Genomic DNA, 25,513 nt, shown 5'->3' on the forward strand with positions numbered 1-25,513 from the left:
AATTGGCAGAATGGCAGTGTATGTTTATTTGCGCTGGGCTGAGGTAAGCTCGTAAATAAGAGTACTTATTTCATCTCAATTACAGTAGGTTTCTTTAATGAGTCGTTATCACTGATCATTAGCTAAAAAATGAGTTGGTCCTTCTTTATCTTATCGTGATGAATACACTGATAACCAGCTTGATATCTAAAGCGCATAAAAAAAGGAACTTACCCTACGGTAAATTCCTTAATATGACACGAACAATCAATTCTAAAAATTTGCTTTTGCTTTAATCGTCGTAACAATACCCGACAATGCATAGATAATACCAATGGCTAAAATACCGACAGGTATGTCATAGAGCACAATACTCATGACCAACACACCGATTATTAGAACCACAAAAGGTACTTTCTTTTTATCAAACTCTTTAAAGCTATAGTATTTGACGTTACTAACCATCAGTAAACCACAAATCACCACCCAAGCAGCAAATAAGAACATGACTGCCGTATCGTACTGCCCAACCCATTCATTATGGTCGACAGCGACCATAACCGCTGCCGTTACTAATATAGCAGCTAGTGGACTCGCCAAACCGACAAAGTATTTTTTATCAACAATACCGACCTGAACGTTAAAACGTGCCAGACGGAAGGCAGCACAGGCGGTAAAGACAAACGCACACCCCAAGCCAATGCGACCTAACGGCTGCAGCGCAAAACTATAAACTAAGATCGCTGGTGCAACACCAAAAGCCAGCATATCGGCAAGCGAATCATATTGCTCGCCAAACGGGCTTTGCGCATTAAGCATACGCGCCACTCGCCCATCAGCACCGTCGAGAATAGCGGACAAAAAGATGGCTAAAGAAGCTTTGTAGAACTCGCCTTGCGTACTGGCCAAAATCGAGTAAAAGCCAGATAGCAGTGACAAGGTTGTAATTAGGTTTGGTGCTAGATAGACACCGCGACTGACCACTCGCTGCCCTTCAGCAACTTCTGCTTCAATCACTTCAAAGGTCAAGCCATCATAACTCTCATTATCCGCTAAGCGAATATTGAAATCATGCTCATCGACAAAGGGCGGCTGGGCGGCTGCGCTGTCTTGTAACAATCCATCACTTAGAGGCGGATGATTTGATTCGTCTTTAGGTGATTGCACGTTAGTCATCTCAATATCCTTATTTGCCGGCATAGTTATTCACTAACATGGTTATTCGCCGACTAGCCAGCGTACATTGGTTGCGCTATCAGGCGTTAAGTCTGGAGCATCAGCCACTTTTAATGCAGGCTGTAAGAAGCGTAATATCTCACGTGCATGATTATCAAACTGCCAAGGTGGATTGATCACCAGTAAACCTGTACCGTTAAGACCAACCGCCACATCATTTGGATAAATATTCAGCTCACAAACCAACTGGCGGCGCATTTCAGTACGCTTCAGTTTTTTATAGAACAATTCAACGGCTTCAACGTTCTTAATAGGGAACCAAAGCGCGTAAGTGCCTTGTGGCCATTTATTATAAGCAGCAACGAGTAAATTTATAAGGCGTGTAAAATCTTTGTGCTCTTGCTCATAAGGCGGATCAAGAAAAATCAGACCGCGCTTTTCTTTTGGTGGAATAACGGCGGTAATACCTTCAAAGGCATCACGATGCTGTATACCAATGGGTAACTTGTGCAACTGATAGTTTAGCGCATCATATTCGCTAGCTTTGGCTTCAAAAGCTTCACCGCGCACGCCCGCATCTGGATTTTTCTCGATATGATGGGCAACCCACCAAGGAGAACCAGGGTAGACTTTATTGTCATAAGTGAAACGGGCTTGCTTAATGCCTTCCATATAATCTTTGACGGCAGCGGGTGCCTTGTCAGTATTGGCATTTAGTAACGCTTGGATACCACCTTTGGCCTCACCTGTCTTGCGCGCTTCTTCACTGCTCAGTGAATACAGTCCGCGACCACCATAAGCATCAAGCACATAAAAAGGTTTGTTTTTTTGCCCCAATTGATTAAGGAGTTGTACCAATAAAATGTGTTTAACCACATCAGCAAAGTTACCAGCGTGGTAGGCGTGTTTATAGTTCATAATCTCAAAAGTTTAAATAAGAAAAATTACATCTATGGTAGCATAGGCAGAGTAAAAGATAACGATGGTTTTGGTAAAAAGGCATTGATTGGCTATGTATTGCCAGCTAACTGACCATAGTGAGACGAAATGACAGAGATTATTAGCAATCTTGATGTGACAAAGTTGGTGATTGATCATCCGATAGGAGAAGATAATCCACCATTATTATTTCCTCATAGCGACGACCCAAGCCAAAAACCACTGACTCAGCGCGTATTACAACAGTCTGATTTCGATATCAGTTGGCAAGATAAGCTGACTGATACACAACTGGATACATTCGTTGATGATGGTTGGATCATTATTGATGAGACCTTTGAAACGAAAGCGCTGTTAGCCTTGCAAGCAGAGAGTGGTTTTATTGACTATCGTGATGCAGAACTGACGGCTGGGATTCGTGTCAGTGATATTCGCGGTGATCGCATCCGCTGGATTACGGAAAACTTCTTTGCTGGGTTTTATTATTTGCAAAGTATCAATGCGCTTGCTAGCTTATTTAATCGCAGTTTATTTGCCGGTATTCGCCACAGTGAAGCGCATTATGCTTGCTATCCGGTGGGGTTTGGCTATCAATGGCATAGTGACAATCCAGCTGGGCGTGATGAACGCGTTATCTCTGCGGTGTTTTATCTCAATGATGAATGGGAACCAACTGACGGCGGCGCACTAGAAATCATTGATAAACATGGCGTCCATCATAACGTCATGCCTGTCGCCAATAGATTGGTGATATTTGACAGTGACCTACAACATCAAGTACAAATTGCCCATCGGCAGCGTTATTCTATCGCTACGTGGATGCGCCGTGATGGTTTGGTGCCTTTTGTTGAAGACAATATTTAAAACGCATTAGCAAATAACGAGCAACGACTGATTGTATTGTATCGTGGCTGCCAATCTTAAAAATTTATCATTTTAATTTATAATAAAAAGGTTTATTCATGTCGGGCTTTAATAAACAAACCATCCATCAACAACAAAACCATCAGCAGCAAACGCTAGATTTAAGTATTGCGCTAATTGAACGCCCTTCAGTGACACCAGATGATGATGGCTGTCAAGATATCTTGTCAGAACGATTATCACAAGCTGGGTTTGACTGCGAATTTATGTATTTTGGCGATAGAGATCAAAGCGGCGAACACGCTGAAGTCAAAAACTTATGGGCTCGCCGCGGTACCACTGATCCAGTTATTTGTTTTGCTGGTCATACCGACGTCGTGCCAACAGGCGATAAAAACAACTGGACTTATCCGCCATTTACGCCAACCATCGCTGATGGTTACCTATGGGCTCGCGGTGCAGCTGACATGAAAACGGGGATTGCGGCTTTTACCGTCGCTGCCGAGCGTTTCGTCGCGAATTATCCTGAACACAAGGGTTCGATTGCTTTTTTAATCACCTCAGATGAAGAAGGTCCTTCCATCAATGGTACGGTCAAAGTCATTGAGACCTTAGAAGCCCGCAATGAAAAAATCACCTATTGCTTGGTTGGTGAACCATCGAGCACAGATACGCTCGGCGATATCATTAAAAACGGTCGCCGCGGCTCATTGGGTGCGGAACTTACGGTCACTGGCAAGCAAGGTCATGTTGCTTACCCGCATTTAGCTTGCAACCCTATTCATGCAACGATGGCAGCTTTGGCGGAACTGACTGCCGCTACTTGGGATAGTGGCAATGACTACTTCCCTGCGACTTCACTGCAAATATCAAATATCAATAGTGGCACAGGCGCAACCAACGTCATTCCTGAAACACTAGAAGCTGTGTTTAACTTTCGCTTTTCTACGGAAACGACCGAAGATGAGCTAAAAGCAAAAACTCACGCTATCTTTGACAAGTATTTTACTGATAGCAAAGCAAATTATAATATCCATTGGAAATTGTCTGGTCAGCCATTTTTGACCCCTGAAGGTAAGTTGGTTTCTGCCTGTCAAAAAGCCATAAAAAAGGTAACTGATACTGACACGACACTATCTACATCAGGTGGTACTTCTGATGGACGCTTTATTGCACCAACGGGTGCACAAGTCGTTGAACTTGGTGTAAGAAATGCGACGATTCACCAAGTTGACGAAAAGGTAGAAGTCGATGACTTAGGCAAGCTTGCGCAGATTTATGAAGGGATTTTGGAAAATTTGTTGTTGGATTGAAAGTTTTTATCAAATATTTGAGGATATGCTGCAATGATTCAATTTAACCCTATGACGCTCGCCTTTACTGTTGTCCTGATTGCGCTATTAAATGGCTGTAACGCCACATCATACGAACCAGTAAAATCTGAACCTACAGGTACGGTAGTTGGGCAAAAAAAAATTCATATTGACTGGACAGAAATTGATACTAAATCTGATGTTTCTACCGACAATACACCACGAGATGTTGACTACCCAGACCATATTGTTAGTTTAGCAAATGCCGTTAATAGACCTGTCGCCGATATTTATCGTCATGAAATGGTATATGGTTCAGTAGAGGTGCAACAGTTCGTGGATCAAGTAAAAGCACAACTTGGTGATAGCTATGTTGACATTTATGGTAATGCGGATGGTGTGCCGAAATATTTTATCGTCACGCAACCGAATGTAGTCGCTGACAGTTACGAATATGTCATTAAGAAAGGCGAGCTACGCGGCTTTAGCATAGCTATTGAAATATTACCAATAGCGGATAGAAGTCGCGCTCAGATGCTAGATGTTTATAATAGCCAAGAAGATATGGAAAAAATTGATAAAATCATCAAAAAGTACGGCGGCGAGATGCAAGGGATAGGCTTTACGCCTATGGGGTTTAAAATTGTTATCGATACTTATTTTCAAAAATCTTTAACGCATATACGCCATAAACAAGTAGAAAATGAGCTAAAACAGTTAACAGGTGTGAATGTAGAAGTTAGGCAAACGAGCAGGTTGATGTTCTAAATTTATTTTTAAAATTATCAGATTGGTGGGTTACGCTTGAGCGAACCCACCCTACAACACCTTCAAATATCATAGCTATATTCTAAAACTTTTACTCAATACCAATATAGAGATCTACTTGCCCATACTCTAGATTACCACCGATATAATGCTCAAAATCGACATCAAAAGTTCGGGTATGCTCACAGCTGCGATCATTAAAATAGGTCCAAGCCTTTTCCCAAGCATTCATCACCGTGTATGGCATTCTACCCTGCTCAGAGAATACCAAATACTTTCCTGCAGGAATATCTACTGTTACTAAGTTTGCAGCCTTAGACATATTTTCACTGTCTGATGGCTCTTGCTCACTGGCTACTTTCCAACTGGCAACCACGTCAAAAGCGCCGACCAAATCATCGCTCTCATAGTTATGATAGACACCATAAATGTCTTCGCCTTTAGGCAGATCACTGGCATGGTTTTGGTAAAACTTTTGCCATAAACGACCCAGTTTCGCCGTGTCTTCGCTAATCTCAGCGTTATTGGTCGTACGAACGCTAATACCTTTACAAGTTATTGCTTCAGGTAGCTCTTTAATTTGTGACGTCATGATCTGTAAGTCCTATATATTTATTCAGTTTTCTATTTGAGATGGTATTAAAAATAGCGCTTCAGGGTATAAATCTAATCTGCTTCATCAATCCAATTCATTTGAATCGCTTCCAAGATGCCTTCGTTTGATTTTTGTGGATCATCATCAAAACCTTCAAGCTCAGTCACCCAGCGATGTAAATCAGTAAAACGGATATACTGCGGATCGGTCTCTGGAAACTTCTCATACAGCTCAATAGCGATATCTAAGCTGTCTGTCCATTTTAATTTTTGCGGGGTCATGATGGCTCCTTAATTTTTAATCATTTTTAGACACGTCATCAAATCAGTGGTCAATTTGAATGGTAATTTGATTGGCAACTTAATAACCGCTATCCTACCAAAATTCGCCTGCTGATTATAGACAAGTTCGTTATGCAGCATTTGTTGTTTTACTTGTTTCAGCAGATTTGGCAGATTTAATCGCCACTTGATGCTGATTCCAAGAATCAATGACCTCGTTCAACCGCTCGCCTATCATATCCAATATCTCTGGCGCACATTTGCCTTTTTTATTGTTCAATACAAACTTAGTCATACCAACGCCCATCAGCTGGTTTTTTACAAAAAAGCGCGTTTCAAAATAAACGTATTTTTTATCCCAGCCAACAAGCGTGCTACTTACTGTCATTTTATCTAAAAATTTAATTTCTTTCAGATAAACCATTTCTTGCATGGCGATAACCCAATTCAAGGGCTTGATACCTTTTTGATGACAGCATGCCATCAGCCAGCGAGTAATGTTTAGCTCAATAAAAGACAAATAACGATAATTAGGCAGATGGTTCCGAAAGCCCATATCATGCGGCAACACTCGATAATGACGAACCGTCGGTGCAATCAAGAGCTCAGTACTAAGGCGCTCGCTTATTGATTGCTGCTTAAGTTGTTGTTTTAGCAAACTGACCATAATAAAAAAACGTACCAACATATTCATAAATAACTCTCTTAACGCTTATTTTGTGTAAACTTATTGGGTATAAATTAGTGTATATAATATATAAACAGTGACGGGCTATAAATGCAGCGTACCTTAACGCAAAAAAGCCACCTAAGTGACTTTTTTATTTAAAAGCGGATATTTAAAAGCTTATATTTAGAAACTTATATTTAAAAACTAACTTTAAAGATTAATGACCTGCACCATTGATACTACGTACCATCTCTTCCACCATTTTCTTAGCATCGCCAAAGATCATCATCGTCTTATCCATATAGAACAGACTGTTATCAAGCCCTGCATAACCCGTGTTCATCGAGCGCTTGATGACCATAACGGTTTGAGCTTTAGTGACTTCTAGAATCGGCATACCAAAGATTGGTGAGGTTGGATCATCTTTCGCAGAAGGGTTGACCACATCATTTGCACCGATAACCAAAACAACATCTGTACTCGCGAAGTCTGAGTTGATTTCATCCATCTCTAAAATATCATCATAAGGTACGTCCGCTTCAGCCAATAGCACGTTCATGTGACCTGGCATACGACCAGCGACTGGATGAATGGCAAAACGCACGTTCACGCCTTCTTCTTTTAGCAGCTCATATAGCTCTTTTACCGCGTTCTGTGCACGACCTTGCGCCATGCCGTAACCCGGAACAATAACCACACTACTGGCATTGGCCATCAAGAAGCCAGCATCTTCTGCTGATCCTGCCTTATAGTTCTTCGGTGCGCCATCATCAGCGCCTGCTGCCACGGCTCCTGTACCCATACCGCCAAATAAGACGTTAAGTAATGAGCGGTTCATGGCTTTACACATGATATAAGATAAAATCGCGCCTGATGAACCGACGAGCGAACCCGCGATAATCAACATCGAATTGCCGAGGGTGAAACCAATTCCTGCCGCCGCCCAACCTGAGAACGAGTTCAATAGTGAGACAACCACTGGCATATCACCGCCACCGATTGGCGCAATCCACATCCAACCAAATATCACGGCAATCACTGCCATCGCATAAAATGCTGGTAATGAGTCAGTGACGAAATACACGCCACCGAAAGCAATCATCGCAATGAATAATAATGCTTGGACGGGTTTTACCCAACCCCCAACCAATGTTTTCGCCCAGCTTTTCGCTGCCAATTTACCAAAGGCAAAGACCGAAGCTGAGAAAGTAATCGCACCGATGAAGCAACCGATAAATAGTTCGACACGAGCGACGGCACCATGTTGCTGTTCAGTATGCAATACGGTTGCCAGTGCAATAGCGACCGCTGCCAAACCGACGAACGAGTGCATCAAGACAACGGTTTCGGGCATTTGGGTCATCGCGACTGTTTTTGCTTTCCACATGCCGACGAGAGCACCCAAAATCATCGCGCCGATAATTAACCAAAGTACTGGACCTTCTGCTAAGAAAAATGTCGTGACGACGGCAATCGCCATCGCTACCATACCAAAGCGGTTACCACGAATAGCCGTCTTAGGGCTAGACGAACCACGCAAGGTCAATACAAAGAGGATAGCGCCTACTAAATAAAACCAATCAGCATTTGCCGCAATCATTGTTGAGAAATCATTCATGCGTCGCCTCCAGTTTCAGTCGTCCCAGTTTCAAGAGCGGGTGCTTTTTTCACTTTCGGTTTAAACATCGCAAGCATACGCTCAGTCACGGCAAAACCACCAAAGATATTGATACTGGCTAAAAATACGGCAAAAGCACCAAGGATACTGGTCGGTGTAAACACAGAGCCGTCAATGGTGACGGTCTGTAGCATCGCACCAACGATGACAATACTCGATAGTGCATTGGTGACAGCCATTAATGGTGTGTGCAATGCAGGCGTGACGCCCCAAACGACGTAATATCCGACAAAAATAGCGAGTACAAATACGGTAAAAATCGCTACAAATGGTGTGCTACTCATGGCCGCACCAGCTGGCGCTAAAATAGTGGCAATCATCTAATCCTCCTAAAAATTTATTCGTTACTGGCAAATATTTAGTGACAAAGCATATGGTGATAGACCGTTAAAACTAGCGTTTGGCTAGTCGTACCTGACTGTCATGTGTCACTGCCAGTGCGCCTTGAATCTCGTCTTCCATGTCTAATTTAAGTGCCAAATTAGCTGATGCGTCACTTGCTGAAGCGTCATCGCTAGCAGGCGCAATTAAGGTCGTGATAAAGTTAACCAAATTGTTGGCATACAAATCTGAAGACTGCGCGGCGAGCATCGATGGGATATTGGCAGCACCAACGATACGTACGCCGTTGTCTGTAGTAATGGTTTCGTTAGGCACACTGCCTTCGACGTTACCACCCGTTCCAGCAGCCATATCGATCAGTACTGAGCCTGCTTTCATTTTGGCAAGCGTTGCTTGATGCACCAAGCGCGGTGCGTTACGACCCGGAATCTGTGCAGTAGTAATGACGATGTCCGCATTGCTCAAGGCTTTGTCTACGACAGCGGCTTGATCTTTGACATATTGCTCTGATGGCGTCCACGCATAGCCACCTGTAGACTTAGCTGTCTCAGCCTCCTCTGCACTCATTGGTACATCCAGCCACTTACCACCCAATGACTCTACTTGCTCACGAGCAGTTGGACGTAAATCACTCGCTTCTACCACTGCACCCAAACGCTTGGCTGTCGCAATCGCTTGCAAGCCAGCAACCCCAACGCCTAAGATGACCACTTTAGCAGGCTTAACTGTACCGGCTGAGGTCATAAACATCGGGAAAGGACGTGAGTATTCATTTGCCGCGAGCAATACTGCTTTGTAACCAGCAAGGTTGGCCTGCGATGACAGTACATCCATATTCTGTGCGCGTGACAATGTGCGAGGTAAAAGTTCCATCGCAAAGGCAGTGACACCTTTGGTCGCATAAGTGTCGAGCTGAGTATTACGATATGGGTCGAGCATGCCAATGACAATCTGACCTGACGTCAAGCCTTCAATAGCTGCAGCAGGTAAGTCATTGACGGTGGTAATGATTTGAGATTGGGCGATGACGTCACTGCTACTGTTGGCAATGTCAGCTCCAGCCGCTTGATATAGCTCATCGGCGTAATAGGCTGCTTGACCTGCACCTGACTGGACAACCACCTCAAACCCAAGTTTGCGCAGTTTTTTTACCGCGTCTGGGGTTAGCGCTACCCGACTTTCATTTGCGCTATCTGCACTAATAACACCGATTTTCATACCGTCTCCTTACTTACGTCTAATGACTATACTTACGTCTCACGACTACCTTTAACACCCTCAACGCACATTTAAAAAGCACAGGGGACAAAAAAACCTTTGGTCATGGTTGGTTCAACATCCTGACCAAAGATTATCAATTTAATAAATGATAGCGACTTTGCCATCATGTCTTTTTATTATAGAGACATCATCTGCCAACTTTCATTGCCTAATGATGACCCACAAGTAAAATAAAAAGTTAGGCATTTACACCATCTGCATAACTTTTATTGTTATATTAAAAATTTTTCCTTTTCAATTAAACGCTAGACTTGACAAGCTATCGGCTTATATCACTCAAATATCTGTCCTTTTTAAGGGTAACGTTAAAAAACACGAAATAACGACGGGTAGGTCAAGATACAATGCTGCATATCGTATAATAAGAAAACTTGATACATAAATAGAATACCCATTGACTCACTATAATAAGGAATGACGATGTATTTTTTACTTTCCCCTGCCAAATCTTTAAATGAGAAAGACGCGGTGCCAGTGAACTTAGACAAATATTATAGTCAGCCAGAGCTCATCGAACATGCGCAAGCATTGATGAAAAACTTAAAATCAAAAGAACCGATTGATTTACAAGAACTGATGGGCATCTCTGATGATTTGGCACAGCTCAATGCCAAGCGCAATCAAGAGTGGCGTTGGAGCAACGATAAGCCCTTTACTTTAGACAATGCCAAACCTGCAGGTTATTTATTCGATGGCGATGTTTATACTGGACTTGATATGTATCATATGGATAAAGACAGCGCCATTTACGTCAATAAGCATCTGGGTATCTTGTCTGGATTATATGGCGTATTGAAACCGCTCGATTTAATCCAACCCTATCGTTTAGAGATGGGTACCAAACTGAAAAATGAACGTGGCGATAACCTTTATGAGTTTTGGGGCGAGAAGGTAACTGCCATTATTAATGCACGTATGGCAGATAGTGATGATAAGATTTTGATTAATCTGGCATCAAATGAATATTTCAAAGTAGTCAAGAAGAAAGCGCTGAATGCGGAAGTTATCACGCCACGATTTGAAGATGAAAAGAATGGTCAATACAAAGTGATTAGCTTCTATGCCAAAAAAGCACGCGGACTGATGGTGAAGTATGCTGCTGATAATAAGCTGAGCAACGCTGAGCAGCTAAAGCAGTTTGATTTGGCGGGATATTATTACTGTGAAGAGGCTTCTGATGATAAAACGTGGACGTTTAGACGGGATGCAGCCAGTCAGTAATTTTAAAAAAATCTAATTTGTATAAATAAACCCCGATATGCTGAGCCTATCGGGGTTTATTTATATTTTAGAGGTCTCTGTATTCATATCAGGACATCCTTTGCGATTATACTGTTTTGAAGCTGCTTCATACTTACCTTTTAAAAGAGCATAGTCAGATTGAAGTGCGCCATCACCTCCCTCTAAAAAGAAAAGTACTGGCCAGAATAGTACTAAGCCAACACCCATTTGCCATGCGTCAGCTGATGCCTTTTTATCTACTTGACCAGTAATTGTAGCTACTCTTTGTGATATGTCTCTCATTTCATTTTCCAAAGTAGAACAGCTAAGACTTGCATATTCATTTGGAGATACATAAGTCATGGGGATATTAGTAGACTTACTAGCACAGCCACTCAACATAGAAACAGTAGTTAGAGCTAAAAACACAATAGATAGTTTTTCTTTCAATGAGTGTTCCTTTTAGTCACTTATATATTTCATCATTAACAAAGAAAGAAAATAATAATATAGTTTCTAAATTATTACAATATGTAAAAAATACAATAATTATTGTTACATACAGATACTAAATCAAAAAAATGCTTCATCTATATCTCTAAACCCTATATGAGTAATACGGAAATCCATTAAATTATTGATAAGAAAAACCAAGATAAGCTAAGCCTACCAGGGTTTTTCGAAAAAATATTATCACCAGTTGCCGTAAAACCTCTCAATGATTATACGGTAAAGCGCAATTTATCTCTTGAGACATCAAGTACGACAGTTTGATCATATACGTTATAGGTATGAAGACGATCGATCTCGTTTTCCCAATTGGGTTCGATATAACGCACAAAGGTTTCTTTGTAAGATGTCGGTGTCAACTCTTCTACCAGATACAAAGCCACTCTACGCCCATACCTAATAGTGCCATCTTGAGCCGTACGGAACAGCTGACCATCTCTCTTAAATAATGCACCTGCTAATCGTGACCCACGCACGTCAATTTTTAAAGGCGCAGAGGGATGAATGGTCCAGTTATCTGACTCCAACTTATCAGACGTATAAATATGCAATTCTAAATCCATCGTAAGAACTGAAATTGAACCATGCGTGGTAAAAAGATACCATAAGCCATTGTGCTCAATAACGGCACTATCTGCTGCCTGAACCCCAGACACCAACTCATGAACTTTTTCCCACTTCTGCGGAAAATCCGTCGCTTTTAATAGGTTAATACAATTGGTCTTGGCGGCTTCTGGAATCATATATACAGCGTTTTCATGCTCGAATACATTAGGAAAGCTTAAATGAGAGCTAATACCTAAATCGACTGGTCCAGAATTGATAATTTGATGGTGCTCATCCAGTTCCACCCACTCTATGCGGCCGATACCTTCTTTGTAGTTTAAGCTCTCAAAAAATATATATAGTCAATCCACAATAAAACTGGAACAACCCATATCATAAAATAGTTTAGGTAGATTATTCTCCATCCAACCTTGGCGTAGAAACTTTGCTTGCGCCCATTTCTTTTCGATAGGATTTAGATCAGGACTGTAGGGTGGTAAGAATAGAAGCCTGTGACCGTACCTATTCAGCAGTCTTTGAACTCGTTTGTGAAAGCTGGCGTTATCCATAACAATTACACATTTGGTTCTAAGACTTGGGATTAGGGTGTATTTACACCAGTCGTAGAATATATCGCCATTAATATTTTTATCAAAGTAATCAAGCGCAAACAGCATCTTTTCATATAAAGCACCGATGACGTTGGTACGCTTTTTGCTTGCCAGTTGTAGCGATCAATGCAAGGTTTTCCTATTGGTGTATAGCCGTAAGGGCGAATAGTTTCAGCTTCAAAGCCGCTTTCATCCATATAAATAATGGGATAGCCTTGCTTCATAAAATGATCAAGCTTACTTTGATACGCCGCTCTTTTGATCGGACATGCTTTTGGATGTTCTAAGGTCTTTTTTGACTGATGCCAAGACGCTTTAAGGCCGACTCAATGCCTGACTTACTGCAACCTAAACGCTGTGCTCGCTCGTACATATAATCGTCTGGATACTGCTTAACATCTTTCAGTAATGCTTCATTTGATATTTTAGTCGGTGCTTTATTTCTAGTCGTTTTAGGAACTAAGCTCTGCTGCCAGCTGTGAATAGAGCTTGTGCTAAGCTCGTAAAAAGCAGCAGCTTCTCGAATGGTCATGCCGTCTTTAATGCTACGCAGTACTTGTTTGCGAAAGTCGATTGAATAGGTCATCGTTTATTTCACTAAATGAATTGATTATAAACATTGTATCGGTTTTATCTAAGATTAACTATAACGCCTTGAATTTCGCTCAATATAAAAAGGGTCAGCCCAAAAACATCCTTTTTCAGGCAATAGCTCAGTGTATGTTTGCATCGACTGATCAATAGAACCAATCAAAATACTCCAGTTATTGTGATAAAGACTCTTATAAAAAGTCTTTATCGTATAGTTTTTAAAAAAACCCATCAAATGCCGTATGGCAGTCAGTTGCTGGGGTTCTTCATAAATTGCATCGTCAAGCATTGAATTCGTCGAATTTCCACTTTTGACGCCAATTTTATTTTTATGGAAATACCAATACAGTATCGATGCTGAGACACCATTTAATTTATGCTCGGTTAAATTATAGTCCCAGTAAAATAAAGAGCCATACCCTCTCCCAACGACTTTATCACCATTAAGACGCTCATTTAACAGATGTAGCGTGACTACGCTATTCTCCCATTGTTCGGCAAACTGCCAATACAATGCTGATCCGCGTCTTTGTTTGGTTTCATCGCCGTAACGAAATAAGAGAATACCTTTTTTTGAAACACTCAGAATTCTCCCTGCTAAGGTGCGAAAACCAAATTTGACCAGATAATCTAGATTGGCGGCTTCAAGTTTCTCAATCACTGAATCCTCAATCTCATCATAAATTTTATCCTGATTTACTACTGATATTACGATGGGCATCGTACCATTAGCCACCAAGTCATGAATAGAATAACGCTTGGTATTACTCTTATTTCGAGAAAGAAAAGAAAATAACGTTTGATTAATGGAAGGAATAACTTTGGATAGACGAGACATGTGAGACGCTTGTTTTTTATCCCGTTGGACAGCAATACAAACCTCAACCTTGCCTTCATCGACGAGAGATTTTAATGGTTTGAACTTATACCATGCCATGTTTCCTCTTCGATGAGAATCCCAAGCCTAATTTTTTTCATCATCATCACCTTGAATTGCACAAGAGTTTGTGGCTGGGCAGCTTTAACACGTGCGCAATTGTCCTTTGATAAAGTATCAGTCCATTGATTATATTTATTAATTACATTTAAATAATAACATATATAAAAACTTTATATATTCAATACTTTTGATAATGTCAGATCGATTTTGTTGATCTAATGGGTATTTTACTTGTTGAAGTTTTTAGAAATACATCAAAGATCATGAGTAAATAATAGATAGAGTGTCACCACTAAGTCTGGGAAATAGCAACGCTCTCGCTATGTCTGTCAATTGGCAACCTTCCCAAGCATAAAACACTTATCCAGCACTATCGAATGAATGTATATAAAACCGTGATTACCTCATATACCAATGAGTAGCGCTTTAAAAATTAGGCAAAAAAAAGCCCTGCTATCTTCCGATAACAGAGCTTCTAATGATCAAATAAACGTTATGACAAAATCATACTTCTAGCGAAAAGCGCTTTATGGATTGACTAAAGCAGTACGACTAGGCGACCAAGTGAAGATTGTACTAATAGTACATCGAGCGAGGTTAACAACGTCGTACAAATTTAGTCGAGGCATAAATTACATCATACCGCCCATTCCACCCATACCGCCCATTCCACCAGCACCGCCCATGCCAGCCATACCGTCATCACCTTGTGGCAAATCAGTAATCATGACTTCGGTCGTTAGCATTAAGCCAGCTACAGATGCTGCATTTTCTAGCGCTGAACGAGCTACTTTAGCTGGATCAAGAATACCCATCTCTAGCATATCGCCGTATTCGCTAGAAGCTGCGTTGTAACCGTAGTTACCGCTGCCACTCTTCACTTCGTTGACTACCACTGATGCTTCTTCGCCAGCGTTGGTAACGATTTGACGTAATGGTGCTTCCATTGCGCGACGTAAGATATTGATACCCGCGTTTTGGTCATCGTTATCGCCACGTAGCTCAGACAATGCATTCATTGCACGAACTAAGGCAACACCGCCGCCAGGGACAACGCCTTCTTCAACCGCTGCACGAGTCGCATGTAGCGCATCGTCAACACGATCTTTCTTCTCTTTCATTTCAGTTTCAGTCGCAGCGCCAACTTTGATAACGGCAACGCCGCCTGCCAGTTTAGCCATACGTTCTTGAAGCTTTTCTTTATCATAGTCAGACGTTGATTCTTCAACTTGACGTTTGATAGATTCAACGCGATTTTCGATGTCAGCAGAGTTACCAGCGCCATCAACAATCACAGTGTTTTCTTTACCGACAGTGACTTTCTTAGCTGTACCAAGTTGCTCAAGAGTAGCAGTCTCTAAACTTAGACCAATCTCTTCAGAAATCACAGTACCGCCCGTTAGCGTTGCGATATCTTCAAGCATGGCTTTACGACGATCGCCGAAACCTGGTGCTTTAACGGCACAAGTTTTCAAGCCGCCACGCATGTTGTTGACAACCAATGTCGCCAATGCTTCGTTTTCTACGTCTTCAGCGATGATTAGCAATGGCTTGCTCTGCTGCATCACTTGCTCAAGTAATGGCACGATTTCACGGATATTGCTGATTTTTTTATCAACCAACAAGATATATGGGTTTTCAAATTCAGCAGTTAAGCTGTCTTGCTTGTTAGCAAAGTACGGGCTGATATAACCACGGTCAAACTGCATACCTTCGACAACTTCTAAGGTATCTTCGAAGCTTGAACCTTCTTCAACGGTGATCACGCCTTGCTTACCGACTTTTTCCATCGCTTGAGCAATTAGCTCACCGATTTTGGTATCTGAGTTGGCAGAGATAGAGCCCACTTGAGCAATCGCTTTTGAATCGTCAGCTGGTGTAGCCAGCAAATGAATTTGCTCAACAGCAGCGCGCACCGCTTTATCGATACCGCGTTTTAGATCCATTGGGTTCATGCCAGCAGCAACTGACTTCATGCCTTCTTGCAAGATAGATTGCGCCAATACAGTCGCAGTCGTCGTACCATCACCAGCGACATCATTTGTGCGGCTAGCCACTTCACGGACCAATTGAGCGCCCATGTTTTCAAATTTGTTTTCAAGCTCGATTTCTTTGGCAACCGAAACACCATCTTTAGTGATGGTAGGCGCGCCAAATGATTTATCGATAACCACGTTACGCCCTTTAGGACCTAGGGTTACGCGTACTGCATTTGCTAGGATGTTTACGCCATCCATCATTTGTTTACGGGCATCAATGCCGAATTTTACGTCTTTTGCCATGTTAAATTACTCCACTATTATAAGTATGAGAATGCAATTAAATGTTTCAATGATTTTTCAATAATGTTGTCAAAATGCGCTGAGTATAAAAATACTCAAAAAGGACTAGCCTTCTAACACACCCAATACATCAGATTCTTTCATAATCAATAGTTCTTCGCCGTCAACTTTCACGGTTTGACCAGCATATTGACCGAACAAGACTTTGTCGCCAGTTTTTACATCTAACGCGCGAGTTTCGCCGTTGTCACGAATCTGACCATTACCAGTGGCGAGCACTTCACCTTGTGAAGGTTTTTCTTGAGCAGAACCAGGAAGCAAGATACCACCAGCCGTTTTTGTTTCTTCTTCTATGCGGCGGACAACGATGCGATCATGTAAAGGACGAATATTCATCAATATGTCTCCAATAATTTGGTTATTTGCAGTAAGGGTTTATTTGAATTAATGGTCTCAATACCAATATCTATAGGCGTTACTGCTTAAAACAGCATTCTAAAGATAAGCTTTGAGCTTGTATCAAAAAGTGGGGGCAAAGTGAGTTAGCTTCAAGTGTAAAGCCCAAAAATTTACAAGAATTTTGCATATCGTGGATTATTTAGTTGGTAATGACGTTTATGAACAGTCATTTGATTGGATTGCACCGTATTAAAGGCCTTAGCACGATGTTAAAAGCAGCCATATGAGTGCTAAATTTCAACACCGATAAGTTACCGCATATCATTTACAACTGACCGATCACCTTACTCCTGCTTACTCAAGTTACAGCAAGTGACGCCTGATGATATCGCGCTCGATGTCAGCAACCTTGACTACAATAGCAACACCACAGGGACAGCTGGCACTCTTGAAAAGATAGCAGAACATGACCATTATAGTCCTTGAGAAAATAACAATAGTTATAAGCAATGCCATAAATAGCGATTAAGGAATGTCCATGAGTTTTTTATCAAACGATCAAAAGTCATTAACAACCGATACTAATAATACTAAACGTAGCAAGTCTAAGTTTTTAACCGCCCTAACCACTGGGGCCAGTATTGCTACGATTGGAGTGATAAGTATGACTGCACCAACCCTTGCCAGCGCAAAGAATATCGAACCTTCAAGCGCCAACTATAGCTTCACCGTTGAGGACAAATATAAAGGTACGGCTACTCGCACGCTTAACAAATCTGGCAATACTTGGAAATATAATGTCAATGCTCGGGTGGCAGGTGTCGCAAGCGCTTCGCAAAACAGCACTTTCACCATCAACGGTAATAATGTCATTCCGACTCAAGCCAGCACCACTTATAAGCTATTAGGCGTTGGTCGTACGCATAAATTAGACTTTAATCCAAGCAGTAAAAAGGTGGTGAGTAACTATAAAGGCAAATCGACGACCATGAACATGGCACAACAAGCTTTTGATGATTTAAGTTTGGAAGTGCAAATTCGCCAAGATTTATTGAACGGTAAATTCTCTGGCAACTATTACATGGCGAAAAAAGACAAAATAGAGAAAACCCCTTTCAAAAAATCTGGTAACACCAAGATTACCGTTCCAGCTGGCACATTTGATACCGTACGTGTCGACCGTATCCACGATGACAATAGTCGTTCTACCAGTTTTTGGCTCGCACCAAGCTTAGATTACCTACCAGTAAAAGTTAGCCAAATTAATGATGGCAAAAAGATGGATTTAGAATTAACCAAAGTAAATTAAGCTTTTTATTAAATAAGCAGAAATAGCATAAAAAAAGCGGCACTCTATTTAGAGTGCCGCTTTTTTTGTCTGAAACTTCGCTAAATCAACTAACGTGGCTGCTTAACGACGTTGTTCATTGAAGGAAGACGCTTTAGTAGAATAAATAACCAAATATTGATTGCCAGTAATAAGACAAAATCAAGCAGATAAACCACTATCTCTGCCCAACTGCTGCCGTAAACGCGGGTAAACAGCACCACACCACTCGCCCCCAAATAAACCAAGGTAAGCATACTGCCTATCAATAGCACATATGGCGAACGACCACGTAGTATCGCGGGCGTCAAAATAAATGCTGGCACTAGCCATAATGCTTGCCAGGCGATACCGCCAATGATATCAGGACTACTGGGATTAAAAACATTGATAAAAATAGGTAGCCCAAGCAGTCTATAAACCAACCAAATCAGCCAAGTCACCATCAAGCGCTGACGAATGGGCGTAATTGGCTTTTTAAGCTTAGCAGCTTTGGCAGATTTTTTGGCTGGTGCGCTTATCTCACTATCGGAGCGGTTAGTGACCATTAGATATATTTACTTCCTAATTAATAGCGTTATATAAGACGTTGCATGCTATAAAAATCCGCTTAGCGAGTCCAGTTAGCTTGCGCCAATGCAGTAGCACTAATAGCCAAGCGCCGACCTTGGGCGATAGCCAACTCGCGCTCATCTGCTGAGACAGGTTGATCATGCAACGCCCCACTCACGTGGCTGGCACCATAAGGCGAGCCACCACGATGAGTACGATTAAGCGCAGGCTCAGCATAAGGCACACCAACAAGGATCATGCCGTGATGCATCAACGGCAACATCATGGTCAGCAATGTCGTCTCTTGACCGCCATGCATCGAGCCGGTCGCAGTAAATACAGCAGCAGGTTTGTTCTGTAAATTACCTGCCAGCCAAATAGTGACCGTATTGTCCCAAAAATATTTCATGGGAGCAGCCATATTACCGAAGTGCGTCGGGCTACCAAGCGCCAAACCCATACAGTCTTTTAGATCGTCCATAGTGCAATATAAGTCACCTTCATCAGGTATCGCAGGCTTGCTCGATGTGGTCTCGGGTGCAACCGTTGGTACAGTACGGATACGGGCTGTCATACCAGCATCCTCAATACCCTGACCGATAGCATAAGCCAATGTCTTAGTCGTACCGTAATTTGAATAATAGAGTACCAAAACATAAGGGGCGGTCTGACTCATTAGCAATACTTCCTCATAAAACCATTAATGTTATTGTTGATTCTCATCACCTACAACAGCTTCTATGCAGTCTATTTCTTTAGCATAAAACCTTACTTATTATGTAGCTATAGTCGATTCAATTTAAAAATAGTACAAGGCAACCGAGTGTAGATGTATATTAAATACTTCAAGCGAGGTTAACGCTGGAATAATTTAATAGTGGAATGACTATATACATAATATGTGACAGATACCGCAATATAGACATATATTATGCCCCAGTCATTCACCGACATGCAAACAGCCTTGGTACACATTGTCGCTAATAACCTGCTAGAGAGGTTGCTGCTGTGCATTTTGACACAATTAAACCGCAGATGATAACAGCATATCTTTGTTACACTACTGTCACTCAAACACCTGCTAAATGGTCGATATGGAAAATTTATCAAAAAAAATCCCGTTTTTACATCAACGCTGGTTTCAATTCTTACGATTCTTGACTCGGCACTTTTTTGAAGACAATTGCCAGCAAAAAGCGGCATCACTGACCTACACGACTATGTTGTCAATTGTACCCGTCCTAACCGTCCTATTGATGATCCTATCTTCTGTACCCGCACTTGCGTCCGTTAGAGCACAGATATATGAAGTGATTTATAGTAACTTGCTACCACAATCCAGCATGCAGGTCAGTGAGTATATCAATAGCTTCGCTGAAAAATCCTCAAATCTAACCATCATTGGGGCAATGGTGTTATTTTTTACGACCATTATGACGTTAACAACCATCGAGCGCGCATTTAACCAAATCTGGCGGGTAGAAAATCGCTCTGGCGGTATGAAAAGTATGCTGCGCTATTGGACCATCGTCACGTTAGGACCGTTAGTACTGGGTACGGCATTTCTTGCTTCAAGCGCGGTACAAATTTTGAGTTTTTTAAATCAACAAATCGCTGGTTAGGGCATTGACTGGTCTTTTTGGGTACAAGCCGTATCCATTGGGATCACTGTCGCAGGCTTTATTGGTATGTACTGGTTCATCCCAAAAGCACGCGTACCCGCGAAAAATGCAGCCATTGCTGGTCTCTTCGTCGCTATCGTATTTGAGCTGATGAAGCACCTGTTTGGTACAGTAATGGCAAACTTCACCAGTTATGAAGCGATTTACGGGGCTTTTGCGGCACTGCCCATCTTCTTATTATGGATATATTTGTCTTGGAATTTAATTCTGTTGGGTGTTGAGATTAGCTATACCTTGACGATTTTTGAGACTGAAGAGGTTTACCCACGCCATCCGCTCCTAAGTTTGCTCGATATGCTAAACCTCGTTTATACCCATCACTTAAAAGGCGAAGCGGTAAGCGAACAAGCGTTACGTAATGTATTAGGACGCAAAGAGCTACCAAAATGGTATACCTATATTAATTATCTGCAAGACAGCAATTTAATCACCATGACTGAAGATAATGATTATGTGCTTAAGAGAGATTTGAGCAAAATGACATTATGGGATTTTTATCGCACCCTACCTTACCCCTTGCCTATCAAAGATGAGCTAGATGAGATGGGGCCAGAGGATCAAAAACCTTGGCTTAGCTTGCTAGTCAATCGTTTTGAAAATACGGAAGCTTATGCCAAGCAACAGTTAGATCTACCGTTAAATGCTATTTTTGCCAATAGTGAGCCACGTAAAAAAGCTGATTCTAATGGAAAAGGCATCAAAGGCGGTCAATCAAATTTATTTAGAAAAACTTCGGCGACCACTGCAGCATTAGACAAGAATGAGCCGATCAAAGACACCCCACACTTTGACCCAATAGCTTATGATAAAGACAGTGATATTGAATGCGATGAGCGGGACAATGAGATTCTTATTCCTAAAGATTTGAATGACTCTCAAATTAAAACCAATGGTAATCTCTTTAATTATAAAGACGATATCATTACTGAATCAGATAACCCAAAGACGAATTAAGAAAAGCGTTAGTAACGAATGAGGCATATTGAATAATAAAAATTAGTTTTCACTAGAGGTTTTAATATAACTTATTATTATACACCGAACAAAAGTCGTACGAGATGCTAACACAGCTGTTATATTGCCTTAAACTATTATTAGGGCAATAAATTGAAAAACACAATAGCATTTCCAGTAAAAGCGCTAAGCATTTGTGTCGTATCCATTATGCTTTCTGCTTGTGGTGAAGGTGATGGCAGCACATCATCACTTGTACCACCAACCGTTAATCTACCAGTAGAAACGCCGCCTGTTAAACCACCCGTCACTACGCCTGTTAAGCCGCCCGTAACGAGTATTCCTGCAACACCGCTTGAGCCTAGCACGCCTGTTAAGCCACCGGTAACTACGCCTATTAAACCACCAGTAACGAGTATTCCTGCAACGCCACTTGTGCCAGCTACGCCTATTAAGCCACCAGCAACGAGTATTCCTGCTACGCCAATTGGGCCAAGCACGCCTATTAAGCCGCCAGTAACGAGTATTCCTGCTACGCCACTCGAACCAAGTACGCCTATTAAATATCCAGAACCAAAAAAAGATATTGCTGATTTTTATTTATTAGGGTTTTTTGATCACGATGGTAGAGCGGGAGAAATTCGTACTATTCGTCCAGACTTGGTTGGCGATTTTCAAGCGATGATACAGTTTGGGCAGAATCATACCGTTGATCCACAGGGTAACGAAGCAAAAAACATGCCGCGCCTGACGGCAGAAAAAGAGGCGCTGTTATTGGTGACGCCTACGCTTGAAATGGGTGATATTAATAAATTAGCGGCTGAAATTTACAAAGACTGGGTTTTATTACGAACTGTCAATTTAGCCGATCCGACTCAAATCCCAGACACGGATCAGACTAACACTGATCAGCGCGCACGCGTTGCTTACAGTAAGCGCGCATGGTCAACCAAACTCAACTGGGATGAGGTACAAGGTGGTCTCAAAATTCGCATTGTGGATGACCAAAATCGTAGCGGTGAATTGTCAGAAGATAACATAGATTTTGCCGCCCCTGGTGAGTTGGTATTGACCAATATCCGTCTGGGCATGTTAACGGATGCACCTCAATCTTGGGGTCATTATATGCTACGCGATCCAGAAAGAGCGGGTTCAGACTACTTCCAAACCATTCCAGCAGCACAAATGACCGTTGCTAGCTATGATGACATGAAGCTCGAACAAGTAATGGTCGCCAATGGCACTATTTATGATTCAGTCAGTGACTCAAATGATGCTGGCGTTTATGCTGGTGATATGCGCGAAAACACCGCGAAATCAACCTTTGGTGTTGGCATTAATTTAGCCAATTGGGGCGTCACCAGTGCTTCAATGCAAAGTCAAGAGCAACCGCAATTGACCCAGAACGTCAATGCGCATCACGCTCGCGGTAAATATAAGAATGGTGAATATAACCACGGCTTAAGCGGCGGTAATGGTATGTTGACCCTAATCGACTCTCAAGGTAATGAATTCAGCCACGAAATCGGTCATCATTATGGCTTGGGTCATTATCCTGGTGAACAGAACGGCGATTTCTTTTGGGCCGAGCATCATGCCAATAGTGGCTGGGGCTATAATGGCGTCAGAAACAAAATGCGCAGCAACTTAGACTGGCCACGACAGGTCGAGGGTGATGGTCTCACTGGTAAACCTCTTTTCTTAGCCACCTATGGCTATGGTCGCGATGCGATGTCTGGTGGATCACAGAGTGGCGCTTATTCAAACTATACTCACTATACGGGTTATAGTACAAAAATTAAGATACAGCCAGCATTTGATAAAGCAGTATTCGACGCTGACTCACCTACTGGCTATAAGAAATGGAATGCTGAGCTTAGAAAGATGGAAGTCATCCAGCCTAAAGTGTGGAAAGAATCCAAAAACGTTTGGTACAACAGTGCCAATGGTAATTACTTAAAACCACGCTTACAAGGCGTGCCAGTATTTACCATTTTAGGCGGTTATGACCCTGTCGCGCAAAAAGGCATCATTTATCCTGAGGCACGTGGTAACTGGGGCAACGTCTTTGAGTTACCGACACCGAATAACTCACTTGAATCAGCAAGCTGCTGGTTAAGCGTTACTTATAGTAATAACACGATTAATGATATTGCGTTGGCTCCTAATCGGATGACCAGTAACGCCAATAAGTTCCATGTTAATTTAGCGATTGCAGACAACCCGAAAAAAGTAGATTTATACTGTAAAAAAGCCAATGAAGCACAAGTACAGCTCTCAACCATTGATATTCGTCAATATAGTGATGCGATTAAACCCGCGGTTACCTTTGGTAAAGAACAGGGCTATACGGCACTAAGAAAGATAGAATTGCCAATCTTAGAGCAGAAACTTCTTGCTCAAGCAGAACATTCGACTATTAGTTTAGACGCCAATGGTCAGTTATTATATGACTCTTACAAAGAGTATCGTGATGAGCTTAGCCCTTTAGCACTCCAAACATTAGAGCGTTATGAGAAGCAGCAAGAAACTCTAAATCGTCTAAACCGCTGGGTCAATGTCTATCGTACGGATTTAATCAAAAAAGAGCCTGAAGCACTTACCGAATTTCAAAAGTTTGTTATAGATTTAGAGCTACAAGATGATAAACCTTTAGATAATGTGACTACTATCCGTAATGGCAACAACTGCCTTAAAGTTGAAACTCTAGAAGGTGGTAAGTTAAATAGCTTTATTAGTGGCCCAAGTGGCTGTACTGGTGACGACTCTGAACAGTGGATTTACGATCTTAAAGGTAAAATTCACAGCAAAATGGCATTAGATCAGTGTTTAACGGAACAAGGTTCTTGGGTCGTTTTAGGTGCTTGTAGCTTGGACTCGCCAGCGCAAGTTTGGGAGATGAACGGTACTGACCAAATCAAACAAGGTGGCAAATGCTTTGATTTGCGTACTGGTAATTTAGTAGATAATCGCGGAAGCTTAATTACTTACAATTGTAGTGGTGGCTGGAATCAGAAGTGGACAACGTTAACCAAAAACCCAAGCTTTATCTTAGCAACCACTGGTAATAATCTACCGTTAATCGTAGATATAGTTAAGTCGTTATAAAATCGATACAGCCTATATAGTTAAGTCGTTATAAAATCGATACAACCTATATCATGAAATAGTTTAGGCAGATTATTCTCCATCCAACCTTGGCGTAAAAACTTGGCTTGTGCCCACTTCTTTTCAATGGGGTTGAGATCAGGACTGTAGGGTGGCAGCCATAGAATGCGATGGCCATGCCTGTTCAGTAATCTCTGAATACGCTTATTTTTATGAAACCGAGCATTATCCATGACAATCACGCATTTAGTCTTGAGACTTGGAATAAGCGTGAACTTGCACCAGTCATAAAATATATGGCTGTTGATATTCTGTTCAAAGTAATCAAGCGCAAACAGTACTTTCTCATAGAGAGCACCGATGACGTTGGTACGTTTTTGCTTGCCAGTTGTAGCTATCAATACAAGGGGTTCCAATCGGTGCATAGCCATAAGGTCTGATAGTTTCAGCCTCAAAGCCACTTTCATCCATATATACTATGGGATAACCTTGCTGCATAAAGCTACTAAGCCTACTCTGATACTGAGCTCTCTTTATCAGACATGCTTTTGGATGCTCCAGTGTCTTTTTTTGACTGATGCCAAGACGCTTTAGAGCATTGAAGATGCCCGTTTTACTACAATTTAATCGACGAGCTCTTTCGTAGTTATAATCATCAGGGAATCTTCTTACGTCTTCAATCAATGCGTCATCAGGTATTTTAGTCGGTGCTTTATTTCTGGTTGTTTTAGGGGCTAAATTCTGCTGCCAGCTGTGAATGGTGCTGGTGCTAAGTCCATAAAACAGGAAGCTTCACGTATGGTCATACCATTAGCGATGCTAGAAAGTACCTGCTTGCGATAGTCTATTGAATAAGTCATCGTTTATTTCATTAAATGCAATTGTTAATAGGATTGTATCGGTT

Annotated in this window: 27 protein-coding genes and 1 pseudogene; 7 read left to right on the plus strand and 21 right to left on the minus strand. The window is 41.7% G+C overall.

Going from position 1 to position 25,513, the window contains the following annotated elements; all coding sequences use genetic code 11:
• Positions 1-252: 252 nt before the first annotated feature.
• Both pssA and JMV76_RS12935 read right to left on the minus strand, forming a co-directional pair.
• Entirely contained in the window at positions 253-1,155 is a 903-nt protein-coding gene (pssA, locus tag JMV76_RS12930; protein WP_227690400.1) for a CDP-diacylglycerol--serine O-phosphatidyltransferase, read from the minus strand.
• Between the two features lie 42 nt (positions 1,156-1,197).
• Positions 1,198-2,073 (minus strand): 23S rRNA (adenine(2030)-N(6))-methyltransferase RlmJ, encoded by an 876-nt coding sequence (locus tag JMV76_RS12935; protein ID WP_045446718.1) that lies wholly within the window; start codon positions 2,071-2,073, stop codon positions 1,198-1,200.
• Positions 2,074-2,202: 129 nt separating this feature from the next.
• Between JMV76_RS12935 and JMV76_RS12940 the strand changes: the two genes are divergently transcribed.
• The 3 genes from JMV76_RS12940 to JMV76_RS12950 all read left to right on the plus strand — a co-directional run bounded on the left by JMV76_RS12940 (position 2,203) and on the right by JMV76_RS12950 (position 5,039).
• Complete coding sequence (locus JMV76_RS12940) at positions 2,203-2,958, plus strand: 2OG-Fe(II) oxygenase (RefSeq protein ID WP_201502985.1); 756 nt, start codon at positions 2,203-2,205, stop codon at positions 2,956-2,958.
• A gap of 98 nt (positions 2,959-3,056) precedes the next feature.
• The gene (dapE, locus tag JMV76_RS12945) at positions 3,057-4,271 is read left to right on the plus strand and encodes a succinyl-diaminopimelate desuccinylase (protein ID WP_201502986.1); all 1,215 of its coding nucleotides are present in this window, start codon (positions 3,057-3,059) and stop codon (positions 4,269-4,271) included.
• A 33-nt stretch (positions 4,272-4,304) separates the two neighbouring features.
• Positions 4,305-5,039 carry a hypothetical protein gene (locus tag JMV76_RS12950; protein ID WP_201502987.1) on the plus strand — a complete coding sequence of 245 codons (735 nt, stop codon included), beginning with the start codon at positions 4,305-4,307 and terminating at the stop codon, positions 5,037-5,039.
• Positions 5,040-5,130: 91 nt separating this feature from the next.
• Here JMV76_RS12950 and JMV76_RS12955 read toward each other — a convergent pair whose 3' ends face one another.
• The 6 genes from JMV76_RS12955 to JMV76_RS12980 all read right to left on the minus strand — a co-directional run bounded on the left by JMV76_RS12955 (position 5,131) and on the right by JMV76_RS12980 (position 9,823).
• On the minus strand, positions 5,131-5,631 hold the full coding sequence (locus JMV76_RS12955) for a GyrI-like domain-containing protein (RefSeq protein ID WP_045446712.1): 501 nt from the start codon (positions 5,629-5,631) through the stop codon (positions 5,131-5,133).
• Positions 5,632-5,705: 74 nt separating this feature from the next.
• On the minus strand, positions 5,706-5,915 hold the full coding sequence (gene iscX, locus JMV76_RS12960) for a Fe-S cluster assembly protein IscX (RefSeq protein ID WP_021812734.1): 210 nt from the start codon (positions 5,913-5,915) through the stop codon (positions 5,706-5,708).
• Positions 5,916-6,045: 130 nt separating this feature from the next.
• Positions 6,046-6,609, minus strand: a complete 564-nt coding sequence (locus JMV76_RS12965) for an acyl-CoA thioesterase (protein WP_201502988.1) — start codon at positions 6,607-6,609, stop codon at positions 6,046-6,048.
• 193 nt (positions 6,610-6,802) lie between these two features.
• Complete coding sequence (locus tag JMV76_RS12970; protein WP_374190063.1) at positions 6,803-8,203, minus strand: NAD(P)(+) transhydrogenase (Re/Si-specific) subunit beta; 1,401 nt, start codon at positions 8,201-8,203, stop codon at positions 6,803-6,805.
• Positions 8,200-8,547, minus strand: coding sequence for a proton-translocating transhydrogenase family protein (locus tag JMV76_RS12975; protein ID WP_201503029.1), 348 nt, complete (start codon positions 8,545-8,547; stop codon positions 8,200-8,202). The genes JMV76_RS12970 and JMV76_RS12975 overlap by 4 nt, the downstream gene beginning before the upstream one ends.
• A gap of 109 nt (positions 8,548-8,656) precedes the next feature.
• Entirely contained in the window at positions 8,657-9,823 is a 1,167-nt protein-coding gene (locus JMV76_RS12980; RefSeq protein WP_201502989.1) for a Re/Si-specific NAD(P)(+) transhydrogenase subunit alpha, read from the minus strand.
• A 483-nt stretch (positions 9,824-10,306) separates the two neighbouring features.
• Here JMV76_RS12980 and yaaA point away from each other — a divergent pair, with 483 nt between their 5' ends.
• The gene (gene yaaA / locus JMV76_RS12985) at positions 10,307-11,107 is read left to right on the plus strand and encodes a peroxide stress protein YaaA (RefSeq protein WP_201502990.1); all 801 of its coding nucleotides are present in this window, start codon (positions 10,307-10,309) and stop codon (positions 11,105-11,107) included.
• Positions 11,108-11,167: 60 nt separating this feature from the next.
• Here the strand turns inward: yaaA and JMV76_RS12990 are convergent, their stop codons facing one another.
• The 8 genes from JMV76_RS12990 to JMV76_RS13025 form a co-directional block, all read right to left on the minus strand.
• Positions 11,168-11,557 (minus strand): hypothetical protein, encoded by a 390-nt coding sequence (locus JMV76_RS12990; RefSeq protein WP_201502991.1) that lies wholly within the window; start codon positions 11,555-11,557, stop codon positions 11,168-11,170.
• Between the two features lie 272 nt (positions 11,558-11,829).
• Entirely contained in the window at positions 11,830-12,519 is a 690-nt protein-coding gene (locus JMV76_RS12995) for a glucosamine inositolphosphorylceramide transferase family protein (RefSeq protein WP_445260952.1), read from the minus strand.
• A 6-nt stretch (positions 12,520-12,525) separates the two neighbouring features.
• Positions 12,526-12,840 carry a transposase gene (locus JMV76_RS13000; protein WP_201502072.1) on the minus strand — a complete coding sequence of 105 codons (315 nt, stop codon included), beginning with the start codon at positions 12,838-12,840 and terminating at the stop codon, positions 12,526-12,528.
• Positions 12,765-12,998: a hypothetical protein gene (locus JMV76_RS13005; protein ID WP_201501812.1), complete on the minus strand. Its 234-nt coding sequence runs from the start codon at positions 12,996-12,998 to the stop codon at positions 12,765-12,767. The genes JMV76_RS13000 and JMV76_RS13005 overlap by 76 nt, the downstream gene beginning before the upstream one ends.
• A 59-nt stretch (positions 12,999-13,057) precedes the next feature.
• Positions 13,058-13,360 (minus strand): IS630 transposase-related protein, encoded by a 303-nt coding sequence (locus tag JMV76_RS13010; RefSeq protein ID WP_201501811.1) that lies wholly within the window; start codon positions 13,358-13,360, stop codon positions 13,058-13,060.
• 54 nt (positions 13,361-13,414) lie between these two features.
• Positions 13,415-14,302 carry a hypothetical protein gene (locus JMV76_RS13015; protein ID WP_201502993.1) on the minus strand — a complete coding sequence of 296 codons (888 nt, stop codon included), beginning with the start codon at positions 14,300-14,302 and terminating at the stop codon, positions 13,415-13,417.
• A gap of 635 nt (positions 14,303-14,937) precedes the next feature.
• Positions 14,938-16,587 carry a chaperonin GroEL gene (gene groL / locus JMV76_RS13020; RefSeq protein ID WP_109591437.1) on the minus strand — a complete coding sequence of 550 codons (1,650 nt, stop codon included), beginning with the start codon at positions 16,585-16,587 and terminating at the stop codon, positions 14,938-14,940.
• 105 nt (positions 16,588-16,692) lie between these two features.
• The gene (locus tag JMV76_RS13025) at positions 16,693-16,986 is read right to left on the minus strand and encodes a co-chaperone GroES (RefSeq protein ID WP_041757514.1); all 294 of its coding nucleotides are present in this window, start codon (positions 16,984-16,986) and stop codon (positions 16,693-16,695) included.
• Between the two features lie 538 nt (positions 16,987-17,524).
• On the opposite strand from JMV76_RS13025, the gene JMV76_RS13030 reads away from it, so the two are divergent.
• A complete protein-coding gene (locus JMV76_RS13030) occupies positions 17,525-18,295 on the plus strand; it encodes a DUF3108 domain-containing protein (RefSeq protein ID WP_201502994.1) in 771 nt (256 codons plus the stop codon).
• A gap of 89 nt (positions 18,296-18,384) precedes the next feature.
• Here the strand turns inward: JMV76_RS13030 and JMV76_RS13035 are convergent, their stop codons facing one another.
• A complete protein-coding gene (locus JMV76_RS13035; protein WP_198330452.1) occupies positions 18,385-18,861 on the minus strand; it encodes a hypothetical protein in 477 nt (158 codons plus the stop codon).
• Positions 18,862-18,923: 62 nt separating this feature from the next.
• Positions 18,924-19,541, minus strand: coding sequence for an NAD(P)H:quinone oxidoreductase (gene wrbA, locus JMV76_RS13040; protein ID WP_201502995.1), 618 nt, complete (start codon positions 19,539-19,541; stop codon positions 18,924-18,926).
• 418 nt (positions 19,542-19,959) lie between these two features.
• On the opposite strand from wrbA, the pseudogene JMV76_RS13045 reads away from it, so the two are divergent.
• Positions 19,960-21,501, plus strand: a pseudogene (locus JMV76_RS13045) (YihY/virulence factor BrkB family protein).
• Between the two features lie 165 nt (positions 21,502-21,666).
• Positions 21,667-24,609 carry a M66 family metalloprotease gene (locus JMV76_RS13050; protein WP_374190064.1) on the plus strand — a complete coding sequence of 981 codons (2,943 nt, stop codon included), beginning with the start codon at positions 21,667-21,669 and terminating at the stop codon, positions 24,607-24,609.
• 20 nt (positions 24,610-24,629) lie between these two features.
• Here the strand turns inward: JMV76_RS13050 and JMV76_RS14920 are convergent, their stop codons facing one another.
• From JMV76_RS14920 to JMV76_RS15135, 3 genes are read right to left on the minus strand one after another with little or no spacing between them, the layout of a single operon-like run.
• Positions 24,630-25,040, minus strand: coding sequence for a transposase (locus JMV76_RS14920; RefSeq protein WP_227690402.1), 411 nt, complete (start codon positions 25,038-25,040; stop codon positions 24,630-24,632).
• Positions 24,955-25,395 carry an IS630 transposase-related protein gene (locus tag JMV76_RS14925; RefSeq protein WP_227690407.1) on the minus strand — a complete coding sequence of 147 codons (441 nt, stop codon included), beginning with the start codon at positions 25,393-25,395 and terminating at the stop codon, positions 24,955-24,957. Before JMV76_RS14925 ends, JMV76_RS14920 begins: the two co-directional genes overlap by 86 nt.
• A complete protein-coding gene (locus JMV76_RS15135; protein ID WP_265090311.1) occupies positions 25,344-25,469 on the minus strand; it encodes a hypothetical protein in 126 nt (41 codons plus the stop codon). Before JMV76_RS15135 ends, JMV76_RS14925 begins: the two co-directional genes overlap by 52 nt.
• Positions 25,470-25,513: the final 44 nt, after the last annotated feature.

The organism is Psychrobacter cibarius (genome assembly GCF_904845955.1).
In the GTDB taxonomy this organism is placed as follows: domain Bacteria; phylum Pseudomonadota; class Gammaproteobacteria; order Pseudomonadales; family Moraxellaceae; genus Psychrobacter; species Psychrobacter cibarius_B.

Excerpts from the sequence above, each read along its gene's own strand:
- JMV76_RS13015 (WP_201502993.1), bottom strand. The coding sequence starts at position 14,302 with ATGGCATGGTATAAGTTCAAACCATTAAAATCTCTCGTCGATGAAGGC.
- pssA (WP_227690400.1), bottom strand. The coding sequence starts at position 1,155 with ATGACTAACGTGCAATCACCTAAAGACGAATCAAATCATCCGCCTCTA.
- JMV76_RS13005 (WP_201501812.1), bottom strand. The coding sequence starts at position 12,998 with ATGAAGCAAGGCTATCCCATTATTTATATGGATGAAAGCGGCTTTGAA.
- JMV76_RS12950 (WP_201502987.1), top strand. The coding sequence starts at position 4,305 with ATGATTCAATTTAACCCTATGACGCTCGCCTTTACTGTTGTCCTGATT.
- JMV76_RS12980 (WP_201502989.1), bottom strand. The coding sequence starts at position 9,823 with ATGAAAATCGGTGTTATTAGTGCAGATAGCGCAAATGAAAGTCGGGTA.
- JMV76_RS12975 (WP_201503029.1), bottom strand. The coding sequence starts at position 8,547 with ATGAGTAGCACACCATTTGTAGCGATTTTTACCGTATTTGTACTCGCT.
- JMV76_RS15135 (WP_265090311.1), bottom strand. The coding sequence starts at position 25,469 with ATGACTTATTCAATAGACTATCGCAAGCAGGTACTTTCTAGCATCGCT.
- JMV76_RS12965 (WP_201502988.1), bottom strand. The coding sequence starts at position 6,609 with ATGAATATGTTGGTACGTTTTTTTATTATGGTCAGTTTGCTAAAACAA.
- JMV76_RS12970 (WP_374190063.1), bottom strand. The coding sequence starts at position 8,203 with ATGAATGATTTCTCAACAATGATTGCGGCAAATGCTGATTGGTTTTAT.
- groL (WP_109591437.1), bottom strand. The coding sequence starts at position 16,587 with ATGGCAAAAGACGTAAAATTCGGCATTGATGCCCGTAAACAAATGATG.
- JMV76_RS13000 (WP_201502072.1), bottom strand. The coding sequence starts at position 12,840 with ATGCTGTTTGCGCTTGATTACTTTGATAAAAATATTAATGGCGATATA.
- JMV76_RS14920 (WP_227690402.1), bottom strand. The coding sequence starts at position 25,040 with ATGGCTATGCACCGATTGGAACCCCTTGTATTGATAGCTACAACTGGC.
- JMV76_RS12935 (WP_045446718.1), bottom strand. The coding sequence starts at position 2,073 with ATGAACTATAAACACGCCTACCACGCTGGTAACTTTGCTGATGTGGTT.
- wrbA (WP_201502995.1), bottom strand. The coding sequence starts at position 19,541 with ATGAGTCAGACCGCCCCTTATGTTTTGGTACTCTATTATTCAAATTAC.
- JMV76_RS13035 (WP_198330452.1), bottom strand. The coding sequence starts at position 18,861 with ATGGTCACTAACCGCTCCGATAGTGAGATAAGCGCACCAGCCAAAAAA.
- dapE (WP_201502986.1), top strand. The coding sequence starts at position 3,057 with ATGTCGGGCTTTAATAAACAAACCATCCATCAACAACAAAACCATCAG.
- JMV76_RS12940 (WP_201502985.1), top strand. The coding sequence starts at position 2,203 with ATGACAGAGATTATTAGCAATCTTGATGTGACAAAGTTGGTGATTGAT.
- yaaA (WP_201502990.1), top strand. The coding sequence starts at position 10,307 with ATGTATTTTTTACTTTCCCCTGCCAAATCTTTAAATGAGAAAGACGCG.
- JMV76_RS12955 (WP_045446712.1), bottom strand. The coding sequence starts at position 5,631 with ATGACGTCACAAATTAAAGAGCTACCTGAAGCAATAACTTGTAAAGGT.
- iscX (WP_021812734.1), bottom strand. The coding sequence starts at position 5,915 with ATGACCCCGCAAAAATTAAAATGGACAGACAGCTTAGATATCGCTATT.
- JMV76_RS13010 (WP_201501811.1), bottom strand. The coding sequence starts at position 13,360 with ATGACCTATTCAATCGACTTTCGCAAACAAGTACTGCGTAGCATTAAA.
- JMV76_RS13030 (WP_201502994.1), top strand. The coding sequence starts at position 17,525 with ATGAGTTTTTTATCAAACGATCAAAAGTCATTAACAACCGATACTAAT.